This is a genomic window from Gammaproteobacteria bacterium (assembly GCA_029862005.1).
Lineage (GTDB): Bacteria > Pseudomonadota > Gammaproteobacteria.
Genome location: JAOTYD010000059.1, coordinates 1 through 9,623, shown reverse-complemented (window position 1 = coordinate 9,623; position 9,623 = coordinate 1). Strand labels below are relative to the sequence as shown.

Here is a 9,623-nt window from a genome sequence, read left to right as displayed (position 1 = left end):
ATCGAAGTACCGGGCCACGGCATGTGCACGCGGCACCGACACGATGAACGCTGGACCATCGCTGCCGACGATCCGCTCAGCCATCGCTCGTTAAGCCGCTATATTTGCTGGATGCATCGTGGCGACTGGTCAATCAGAACCGAGGCCGAAAGCGAGCTTCGCTGCGATGCTGATAATTTTTATATCAAGGCCACGGTGCGCGCCTACGAAGGCGATGAACTGGTCAATCAGCGCGACTGGGATGAAATCACTATCCCACGCGACCACATATAGCTAAAAAGCGTCAAATTATTGTCATTAATTTAACCTATTGACAAATAACAAGAAATTAGTGTTAATATGCAACTTTTCAGCCTGATAACGAGCATTTTTCATGGCCAGACTACCGCGGTACGCGATAAAAAATCAGCCGCATCACATCATTCAACGAGGGCGAGACGGAAAACAAATCTTCTTTGAAGAACAGGATTACCAGTATTTCTACGATTGCCTCGAAGCGGCAGCTTATAATTATCATCTTAAAATACACGCCTATGTCCTGATGCCGAACCACGTGCATATTCTTGCAACCCCGGGCGACACCGACAGTATCTCGAGAACCACCCAGTCCATTGGCCGAAATTACGTGCAATACTTCAACGAGTATTTCGACATGAGCGGTACGCTCTGGGAAGGGCGCTACCGGGCAACTGTCATCGACAGCAAGACCTATCTGCTGACCTGCAGTCGTTACATCGAGTTAAATCCGGTTCGTGGTGGCCTGGTTAAAAAACCCGTGGATTATCGCTGGAGCAGCTACGCACACAACGCGCTCGGCAAAGCTGACGCCATGATCAGCGCACACGGGGAGTACCTGAAACTCGGTAACAACGATAAAGAGCGCGCTAAAGCTTACCGCGCCCTGTTCAAGCAAAAACTCAGCAGCCAAACGGTTCAGACGATAACCGAAACTGCGCTCAAAGGATGGGTACTGGGTGATGACAAGTTTGCGCGCAAGATCGAAAAACTCAGTGGTCGACGCGCATCCCGGTTACCCAAGGGCCGCCCCCGGGGCAGCTGATCCGGATTACCCCGATGAGTGACATTGAGGACAGGCGCGGGCCAGGCTTAAAGTTTCCCCCGCCGCTGCTGGTCATCGGAATTATCGGTCTTGGATACCTCGTCGACTGGATTGTGCCGCTACCGATATCCACCTGGGATCTGCTTTGGTTGACCGGCATCGCCCTGATTGTCCTGTCGATAATTCTTGCCTTGATCGCGCTGTTCCACTTCCTCGAGGCAAAAACCCACGTCGAACCCTGGCATCCCACGACAACTATTATCGATAAAGGCCTGTTCCGCTACAGTCGCAATCCCATTTATCTCGCGTTCTGTTCAACGACTGTCGGCAGCGGCCTCGCGCTTAACAGCTGGTGGATCGTTATGGGCGTTCTACCACTGGTGTACCTGTTACAGAAGCTGGTCATCAAGCGCGAGGAAACTTATCTCGAAACCAAGTTCGGCAAGGTCTACCTCGACTATAAAAGTCGCGTCAGACGCTGGCTTTAGGGGGTAAGGCAATATAGGTGGCCTGCAGAATCGCGTGCGGACGATCCCCTACCTCAACTTTCAACTCCAACTTCCCCTTGCCGAGTTGCGTAAAGCCCTTTACGAAATTTTCACGCGCTTCGGTGTCGACACGACAACTGCACTCCATGGCTGAGGTGATTGGCGCGCGATAGGCAATCTCGGCTTTTGCGACTACCAGGTCTCCGTCCATCTCAAGCGTCTCCATGATATGCCTGCACAGGGCCCAGCCGCTCAGGACCGCAACGGCGTAAATACTGCCGGCAAAACCGGTACCGTGAATATTGACGTCGGGTTCGAGCGGCGCGCTGACCTGAATCTTATCCAGGTCGAGCCGATCGATGGAAAATTGCATCGCATCGGACAGCGGTATCGCGGCGCGGATCTTTTGCTCTAGGTCTTGTAGGGCAGTCATGTCAATAGCCCTGCCTGCGATCGACCAGATTAAGCAACGGCTCACCATTTTGCAGGCGCCGGTAGTTCTCGGCAATGTCTATGATGGCATCGCCCAGATGGTAACCCGAAACGTGGGGCGTTAGCTGCACCTTCGGATGCAACCACAGCAGGTTTTCCGCGGGTAGTGGTTCTTCCGACATAACATCGAGCACCGCGCCGGCCAGTAATCCCGCGTCGAGGGACTCGATCAGTTCGGGTTCATTGACGAGATCACCACGTCCGACGTTGATAAACAAGGACCGCGGATTAAAGCGCTCGAAAAGATCGCGCCTGAACATTCCGATCGTCTCTGGCGTCGACGGCAGTACTGAAATCACGTAATCGGAAGACTCCAGCACCTGGTCGAGGCCATCAACATCGACATGGCAGGTGATTCCCGGAATTTGTTTGGGTCTGCGGCTCCAGCCCGCCACGTTGAACCCGTTATCGACAAAACGCTGCGCCACCAGCAGCCCAATGCGACCCAGGCCTAGCACCGCCACGGTCGTTTCTTGAGCTTTCCTCGGCGGGTAAAAGACCCACTCCGAACGCGCTTGCTGCTGCTGGTATTCCCGCATATGGCGTTGCTGCTGCAACACGTAGGCCAAGGCGTACTCGGCCATCTCGTTACCCGAAGTGTCGGTGCGCAGGCGCGCAACCTGGATCGATTCCGGCAGTTCTGGGTCGGCAAGAATATTGTTTACGCCGGCACCGGCCTTTTGAATCAATTTTAAGTTCGGGTACTGAATGGCTTCACGCGGTAAATAAGTGCTTACCGTAAGCATTTCAATGTCATCTAGGTTACCGGGCTGATCGCCGGTTCGAATATCCGCTTCCGGGTAGTAGCGCAACAATTCTACGCGTAGCTCATCGTCCTTCATCCAGTCCGGGTGCTTGACGTCGATCAACAATGCCATGAATCTCTCAATGTTAATTTAACAAAGCCTGCAATCGCAGGTTCGTTGATGGGCCTGTTACGCATTGGCCCCGCGCGTTGCCCGCGCGCCGCATCATACTGCGACCCGGATCCAGGGTAAACCACGAATACCCTGCCAATCGCCCAGGCTTGATATAATATGTCCGTCCTTCTGGCCTACAGCTAATCAGCATGCTGCATCTCGTCGTCATCGCAATATTCGTGGCTTTGCTACTGAGCGTGATTTTCTGGTGGTTGATTTACCGGCAGTTTGACCCCCACGACATGAATTCCCACTCGCTCTACAGGCTGCATCAGGTGTTGATCGCCATTATCGCGATGCTGGCGATATCCCTGGCCGTCATCGTGGTGTTATCGAGCGATCCCGGTGATCCCGATTACTACCTGTTCTGGCCCTGATAAAGCCCGCAGGTTTTATACTACAATGTGCACCGGATCATCGACCGCGACCTGGCGAGATGCAGGACATTATGACGATTTATCCAGCACGGCATTAACATGAACAACGACGACAGCAAACCGACGCGCGACTTTATCGGCTATGCCGACCAGCCCCCCGAGGTTGTGTGGCCCAACGAGGCACGTATCGCGGTTAATTTTTGTATCAACTACGAGGAAGGCGGCGAGCTGTGCATTTTAAACGGTGACGATCGCTCCGAGGTGCGCGTCTCCGACGTTGCCGTGCAGGCACGTATCGGTGGTCGCGACCTGAACATTGAATCCAGTTATGAGTATGGCTCCCGGGTCGGTTACTGGCGCCTGCTCCGAGCCTTTACCGATCGGGGCCTGCAGGCCACGGTTAACCTCGTTGGCCTGGCCGGTTGGCAGAATCCCCATGCACTGCAGGCGATGATCGATGCGGGTTTCGATTTGCACCCGCACGGCTGGCGCTGGATTGATTTTTATGATCTCGATGAATCCGAGGAACGCGAATACATCCGCAACAGTATCGAACAGGTGCGCGAGTTAACGGGCGAGCCACCACTTGGATATTACGCGGGCATGCCGTCCCTGAATACGCGCAAGCTGGTGGTTGAAGCGGGAAATTTTCTCTACGATTCGGACGTTTACAATGATGACCTGCCCTACTGGTCGCCCGATTATCCTGAATTACTATTGATCCCCTACTCGCTCGATACCAACGATTCCAAGTTCGGGCGCGGAGATCACGACTACCAGCTGGGGGACGAATTTTTCACTTATCTCAAGGACAGTTTCGATATTCTTTATGCCGAGGGCGAAACCCGGCCGAAGATGATGACGATCGGGCTGCATGCGCGTCTGATTGGACGCCCCGGTCGAATCGGCAGCCTGCACAAGTTCCTCGATTACGTACTGGATCACGACCGGATCTGGATTTGCCGCCGAGACGACCTGGCGCGCTACTGGTCCGGGAATTATCCCAATCGCGACGCCTGAAGCACGCTGAAGTGTTGCCAAGCGACGGGATTGTGCGACAATACTTCTTTTGTCTGACAAATCGATCCCATGAGCAATTCCAACCTATTGGCGAGTTTGCAAGCCAGCTTTATTGGACGTGATACCGAGTATCCAACCGTGGATGGTAAGCGCGGTCCGCGCGTTTACCTGGATTCGGCAGCATCGACGCTGATGATGTCACCGGCCTACGACGTCGGCCATGAATTCCTGGAACACTACGCCAGTACCCACTCGGATCTGCATTACGCGGCCCGGGGTGCCTCGCATGCCTTCGAATGGGCGCACCAGCGAGTACTTGAATTTGTCGATGCGGATCCCGGGCAATTCTGCAGCTTCTTCGCCGGCAGTGGCGCCACTGCGGGTTTCAACCGCATGGCGGCCAGTCTCTCCTGTGCGCGCCCCGAACGCGAAATCGTGCTGGTATCGGAAATGGAGCATCACTCCAACGACCTGCCGCACCGACACCACAGTTCGCACGTGGTCCATGTCCCCTGCATGGGAGAATTCGAGCGCTACGGCGGTCTCGACATGGAACGTCTGCGCGAGATTTTTAATGAGCATGGCGAAAAGATCAACTACATCGCGGTGACCGGTGCGAGCAACGTTTCGGGCGCCATCACGCCGCTTGCTGAAGTTGCTAAACTTGCCCACTCGGTTGGTGCTTACCTGCTGGTCGACGCTTCGCAAATGATTGCCCATGCGCCCGTCAGCATGAATGGCGCCGATATCGATGTGCTGGTGTTTTCCGGTCACAAAATATACGCGCCCGGTTCACCCGGAGCGGTGATTGCGAAGAAAACCGTCCTTAACGCTATCAAGCCCTCCGAACTCGGTGGCGGCATGGTCGACGATGTCTACATCGCCGAGTACATGCCGACCGATACCCTGCCCGACCGTGAAGAAGCCGGCACACCAAACATCGTGGGCGCGATTACCCTCGGCGCAGTGCTCGACCTGTTGCACCGGGTCGGCATGGACAAGGTGCGGGAAAAGGAAATCGGCCTGATCGACCTGGCCTGGAACGGATTAAAGGCAATTGAGGGCGTATCGGTTTACGGGCCGAATCCCGAAGATGTTCCGAGAACCGGCACGATCGCTTTCAATATCAAGGGCTTCGACCACGGCCTGAGCGCGGCTGCACTGAATGACTATTACAACATCCAGGTGCGCAACGGTTGTTTCTGTGCGCATCCTTACGTGCGCGAACTGTTAAAAAAGGAAATGTGGGACATGGATATAGATCCCGATGCACCGAATGCCGAGGCTGACGTCGAGCGCAAGCGCGGCATGGCGCGCGCGAGCCTGGGGCTTTACACCACTCGTGGCGATATCGAGGCCCTGCTGGTCGCGGTGCGCGATCTCGCCAGTCGGCGTGATGAAATCCTCGCGCTTTACGAGCCGATCGGATCCAATGGCTACCGACATACCAAATTCGAACCGGCGCCCGTCGATATTTTCGACCCGGAACGCTCGCTACAGAGTTTCCTGGCCCACCCCACCTGACAAAAGAGCCAACGCGATTAAGCCTCGGATCCCTGTTTGCATTGCGATGGGGCAATTCCGCCGGTTTTAGCTAGGAACCGGCCTGCTGATCGAAAAATGACGCCGTCGTTGGCAGCTGCGGTAACGGGATATCATATTCACGACTGCGAATATGATCGGTTTTCTTACCACGCACAATTTCACCCTGGTAAATGCTCGGGACCGGATTAGGCGAGCAGGGAATGGCGTCTTCGGCCGAGTAAACCGAAATAAAAAGGGTTCGCGGATCGGTCGAAAGATTCGGTGATGAACCGTGTAACAGCCGCGTATGCATCAGGCACACCGATCCAGCCTTAGCGGTACAGGTTACGGCATTATCGATACAGTTACGTGCTACCGAATCTGCCACCGCACCGGTAAAAATCCCATCGTGCCATAAATCGTAAATCTCGCCGCGATGCGATCCCGGTAATACCTGCAGTGGACCATTTTCCTCGGTCACTTCATCCACCATGAGCAGCGCGGTCACCAGGTCATCGTTACTGTGCGGCGTAAACGGGAAATCCTGGTGCCATTTAACCTCGGTGGCTGCGCCTGGTAGCTTGGAATTGATCTTGCTGTGGTGAAACTTCACGTTGGGGCCGATCAACTCGGCGACACAGTCGGTCATCATACTGTTACGCATGACATCGTAATATACGTCCGATATGTCAGTAGGCGCGTTGACACGACGCAACGCGGGCTGGTCGGCGCTATGGCCGGGCTCGACATCAAAGCGGGGCCGGTGATCGATGGTTTCGCCATAGGGCGTCTGGTGCGAACGACTTTGCTGGATCCATGCTCCAAACTGTTCGCGCAGTGCGGCAAGCTGAGCATCGCTCACTGCATTTTCGACGACCAGGTACCCCTGGTCTGCAAAGAACTGTTTTTGTTGCGCGCTTAAAGACATCGAGACTCCGCCCTCAAAAAGCGAATATAGCCGAAACACCCGGGTGAAACCATTACGAGTTTCCAGGTCAGTGATTTCGTTTTACTGACGCAACCTCCGATTGACATCGTTGCTCTTCGGCCGTACTAATGTCTATTTTAAACGGTGCCAATCCAATGAGCTTAAAATCAGTAGCAGACAAGGGCGTGCAGACCCTTGCGATTCACGCTGGAGAAAGTCCCGACTCAGCCACCGGGGCCTCGGCGCCGAGCCTGGTGATGTCGAGTACCTTCGTGGTCGACGAGGAAATTAGTTTTTCTGCCAACAACCTGACCGCGGAAACACCGTTTGTTTACACGCGCTGGGACAACCCGACCACGCAACAGCTCGAACAAAAGCTCGCGGTGCTGGAACAGGCCGAGGCCGGTATCGCCTTCGCCTCGGGCATGGCGGCAAGCGCCGCAGTCATGCTGGCTCACCTGAGCCAGGGCGATCACCTGGTCATCAGCAACACCAACTACCCGGGCACCGCCGAGTTCGCGCGCGACACGCTAACCCGCCTCGGGATCGAGGTCACCCCGGTCGATACTTCGGAGCCTGCGAACATCGGTGCCGCGATGCGCGACAATACGCGCATGGTCTGGCTGGAAACCCCTTCCAATCCGCTACTGCGAATCTCGGACATCAAGGACGCGGCTGAAGTCGCTCACGCGCAGCAGGCTTTACTCGTTGTTGATTCAACTTTTGCGTCACCCATCGCGACGCGCCCACTGACACTCGGCGCGGATCTGGTAATTCATTCGCTGACCAAGTATATCGGCGGACACGGCGATGCCATGGGCGGCTCAGTCTGTGGCAACCAAGCGCTGCTCGGCCCGTTGCGCGGCGAGGCACTGGTGCATTACGGCGGGGTTATCAGTCCATTCAATGCCTGGTTGATCATGCGCGGCATGGCGACCCTGCCGCTGCGCATGCGCTGTCACGAAGAAAATGCGCTCGCAGTGGCGCGTTTCCTGGAGACGCATGACAGGGTCGAAAAAGTGCTTTATCCGGGCCTAAAATCGCACCCGCAATATATGCTGGCAAAATCACAAATGGATAATTTCTCAGGCATGATCAGTTTTCGTACCGCGAACGCCAAAGCGGTCGCTGAGCGCATGATGGAAAAGCTGGAGGTGATCCATTACGCGGTATCACTGGGACACCATCGCAGCCTGGTCTACCTGATGCAAACCGCGGACCTGACCGGTTCGTCCTATCGCCTCGAAGACGCGGAACTGGAAAAGTACCGGGCAGCCGCCGGGGAGGGCATTTTTCGGTTTTCGGTTGGACTGGAAGATGCCGATGACTTGATCAGGGATCTCGAGATGGTGCTGTGATAACCGATCGCAGGACTTAAGCGAGACCTCCCGTTGATCAGCAAATTACCGGGTTCTTAATGATTCAATATTGCGCCGCGATATGACGGTTGACGCGGTAATAGCCGTCGCCCTTGTGTTTTACATGCTGCCCGGTATAGGCGTGCAGTGCCGGCAGAGCATGGAAGGGTACTGACGCGAGAAAATGATGTTCGGCATGGTACGGCATGTTCCAGGCGAGAAAGTTAAGCCATGGCGTGGTATAGGTAGTGCGCGAATTTTCGAGCATATTGTCGCTGAAATCACAGCCGCCGTGCTCGGCCAGCAGGTACAGTCGCAGCATGGGCTGGCCAACCAGCGCCGGTAAAATCCAGTACCACCATAGAGCACTGCTGGACCAGAGCACACTGAACAACAGCAACAGCGCGTAACCGGCGAGATGAAAGCGGGCTTCGTTAATAGTCGTTTTATGGTGACGTTCCTCGATATAGCTTTCATCGACGGCACCCAGTGCATGTCGCCAGATGGCAACCAGGCTTTGCCACCAGGTCGGTAGACCGGAGAGATAAAACCAGTAGTGCCTATGCACCAATGGTTTCATATCGAGTAATTCCGGATCGAGCTCAGGATCTTGCGTATGCCGATGGTGCGCGTAGTGAAAAGCGCGAAAACTCTGAAACGGCAGCAGCAACAGGAATCCGCAAACAGCGGCGACCAGGTTATTGAGCCAGCGGGTTTTAAACACGGTAAAGTGCAAAGTTTCGTGCAGCGGCGCAAACAGGAATATCAGCAAGGCGCTGTATATCGGCAGGCTTAGCATCAGCCAGATGCTATCCTGGGTCAGGTGCAAACCGAACCCGGCAAACAGCAGCATCGCGAGATGAGCGCCAAGCTGAAGCAGACCCCTGGCATCCGAGCGCTGCGTCAATTGCTGCAATACGTCGGGTGGTAATTTATAGGTTGTACTTTTGCTCATAATAGCGGGTAGGTTTCGATAACCCGGTATTGTACGCCATCGTCGATCTGTTGAACCTCGATAAGACAAAACTGGTTGGCCTTCCAGGTTATTGGCTCGAAGCCCTTCTGTTCGGGTATGTGACCAATTTTTCGTGCCATCGTGACGTGCGGATTATAATTCCGCGCCTCCGGCCGGTAGTCACACAGTTGCAGCCGCTGTCCCAGCTGCTGGTGCAATTCGAGCAATGCAGTGGGCGTTTCGCGGCAACCCAGCCACGCAACCCGGGATTTTTTGAAAACACCCTGGCAATCAATACTGAGCTCGAAGGCTTTCGCTTTCACCTGCCCGGCTTGCTCTCGCAGGAAGGCCAGCTGGTCGAAATAAACGTTACCAACAAAGTGCAAAGTCAGGTGTAAATTATAGCGGGGTACGCGCCGCGCCGGGCGTTTGATCGGAATCGTCTTACTGGCAAGGTGTAAACTTTCGCGCAATGCATCGTCCGGCCACAGCGCGAAAAAA

General features: G+C 55.1%; 12 protein-coding genes. 7 read left to right on the top strand and 5 right to left on the bottom strand.

The features are described 5' to 3' along the window. The 3 genes from OES20_18160 to OES20_18150 form a co-directional block, all read left to right on the top strand. A partial coding sequence (locus OES20_18160) for a peptidase (GenBank protein MDH3636619.1) occupies window positions 1-273 on the top strand: 273 nt, incomplete at its 5' end. Window positions 274-373: 100 nt separating this feature from the next. Next, the gene (locus OES20_18155) at window positions 374-1,060 is read left to right on the top strand and encodes a transposase (protein ID MDH3636618.1); all 687 of its coding nucleotides are present in this window, start codon (window positions 374-376) and stop codon (window positions 1,058-1,060) included. Between the two features lie 14 nt (window positions 1,061-1,074). Next, window positions 1,075-1,548, top strand: coding sequence for an isoprenylcysteine carboxylmethyltransferase family protein (locus tag OES20_18150; protein ID MDH3636617.1), 474 nt, complete (start codon window positions 1,075-1,077; stop codon window positions 1,546-1,548). Here the strand turns inward: OES20_18150 and OES20_18145 are convergent. Continuing rightward, window positions 1,532-1,981, bottom strand: coding sequence for a thioesterase domain-containing protein (locus OES20_18145; GenBank protein ID MDH3636616.1), 450 nt, complete (start codon window positions 1,979-1,981; stop codon window positions 1,532-1,534). The genes OES20_18150 and OES20_18145 overlap by 17 nt on opposite strands. Before the next feature lies 1 nt (window position 1,982). Continuing rightward, window positions 1,983-2,918 carry a glyoxylate/hydroxypyruvate reductase A gene (locus tag OES20_18140; protein MDH3636615.1) on the bottom strand — a complete coding sequence of 312 codons (936 nt, stop codon included), beginning with the start codon at window positions 2,916-2,918 and terminating at the stop codon, window positions 1,983-1,985. A 191-nt stretch (window positions 2,919-3,109) separates the two neighbouring features. On the opposite strand from OES20_18140, the gene OES20_18135 reads away from it, so the two are divergent. From OES20_18135 to OES20_18125, 3 genes are all read left to right on the top strand, one after another. After that, complete coding sequence (locus OES20_18135; protein ID MDH3636614.1) at window positions 3,110-3,337, top strand: hypothetical protein; 228 nt, start codon at window positions 3,110-3,112, stop codon at window positions 3,335-3,337. Window positions 3,338-3,436: 99 nt separating this feature from the next. Further along, window positions 3,437-4,357, top strand: coding sequence for a polysaccharide deacetylase family protein (locus tag OES20_18130; protein ID MDH3636613.1), 921 nt, complete (start codon window positions 3,437-3,439; stop codon window positions 4,355-4,357). A 69-nt stretch (window positions 4,358-4,426) separates the two neighbouring features. Beyond that, window positions 4,427-5,881 carry an aminotransferase class V-fold PLP-dependent enzyme gene (locus OES20_18125; GenBank protein ID MDH3636612.1) on the top strand — a complete coding sequence of 485 codons (1,455 nt, stop codon included), beginning with the start codon at window positions 4,427-4,429 and terminating at the stop codon, window positions 5,879-5,881. 70 nt (window positions 5,882-5,951) lie between these two features. On the opposite strand, the gene OES20_18120 is transcribed toward OES20_18125, so the two are convergent. Then, complete coding sequence (locus tag OES20_18120; GenBank protein ID MDH3636611.1) at window positions 5,952-6,809, bottom strand: phytanoyl-CoA dioxygenase family protein; 858 nt, start codon at window positions 6,807-6,809, stop codon at window positions 5,952-5,954. A 155-nt stretch (window positions 6,810-6,964) separates the two neighbouring features. On the opposite strand from OES20_18120, the gene OES20_18115 reads away from it, so the two are divergent. Beyond that, window positions 6,965-8,167, top strand: a complete 1,203-nt coding sequence (locus OES20_18115) for a PLP-dependent aspartate aminotransferase family protein (GenBank protein ID MDH3636610.1) — start codon at window positions 6,965-6,967, stop codon at window positions 8,165-8,167. A 64-nt stretch (window positions 8,168-8,231) separates the two neighbouring features. On the opposite strand, the gene OES20_18110 is transcribed toward OES20_18115, so the two are convergent. Both OES20_18110 and thpR read right to left on the bottom strand, forming a co-directional pair. After that, window positions 8,232-9,122 carry a fatty acid desaturase gene (locus OES20_18110; protein MDH3636609.1) on the bottom strand — a complete coding sequence of 297 codons (891 nt, stop codon included), beginning with the start codon at window positions 9,120-9,122 and terminating at the stop codon, window positions 8,232-8,234. Continuing rightward, window positions 9,119-9,623: RNA 2',3'-cyclic phosphodiesterase (thpR, locus tag OES20_18105; GenBank protein ID MDH3636608.1), on the bottom strand; the 505-nt coding region annotated here is incomplete at its 5' end. The genes OES20_18110 and thpR, both read right to left, overlap by 4 nt.

Coding starts and splice junctions, on each gene's coding strand:
- OES20_18130 (MDH3636613.1), top strand. CDS start 3,437: ATGAACAACGACGACAGCAAACCGACGCGCGACTTTATCGGCTATGCC.
- OES20_18155 (MDH3636618.1), top strand. CDS start 374: ATGGCCAGACTACCGCGGTACGCGATAAAAAATCAGCCGCATCACATC.
- OES20_18135 (MDH3636614.1), top strand. CDS start 3,110: ATGCTGCATCTCGTCGTCATCGCAATATTCGTGGCTTTGCTACTGAGC.
- OES20_18140 (MDH3636615.1), bottom strand. CDS start 2,918: ATGGCATTGTTGATCGACGTCAAGCACCCGGACTGGATGAAGGACGAT.
- OES20_18120 (MDH3636611.1), bottom strand. CDS start 6,809: ATGTCTTTAAGCGCGCAACAAAAACAGTTCTTTGCAGACCAGGGGTAC.
- OES20_18145 (MDH3636616.1), bottom strand. CDS start 1,981: ATGACTGCCCTACAAGACCTAGAGCAAAAGATCCGCGCCGCGATACCG.
- OES20_18110 (MDH3636609.1), bottom strand. CDS start 9,122: ATGAGCAAAAGTACAACCTATAAATTACCACCCGACGTATTGCAGCAA.
- OES20_18150 (MDH3636617.1), top strand. CDS start 1,075: ATGAGTGACATTGAGGACAGGCGCGGGCCAGGCTTAAAGTTTCCCCCG.
- OES20_18125 (MDH3636612.1), top strand. CDS start 4,427: ATGAGCAATTCCAACCTATTGGCGAGTTTGCAAGCCAGCTTTATTGGA.
- OES20_18115 (MDH3636610.1), top strand. CDS start 6,965: ATGAGCTTAAAATCAGTAGCAGACAAGGGCGTGCAGACCCTTGCGATT.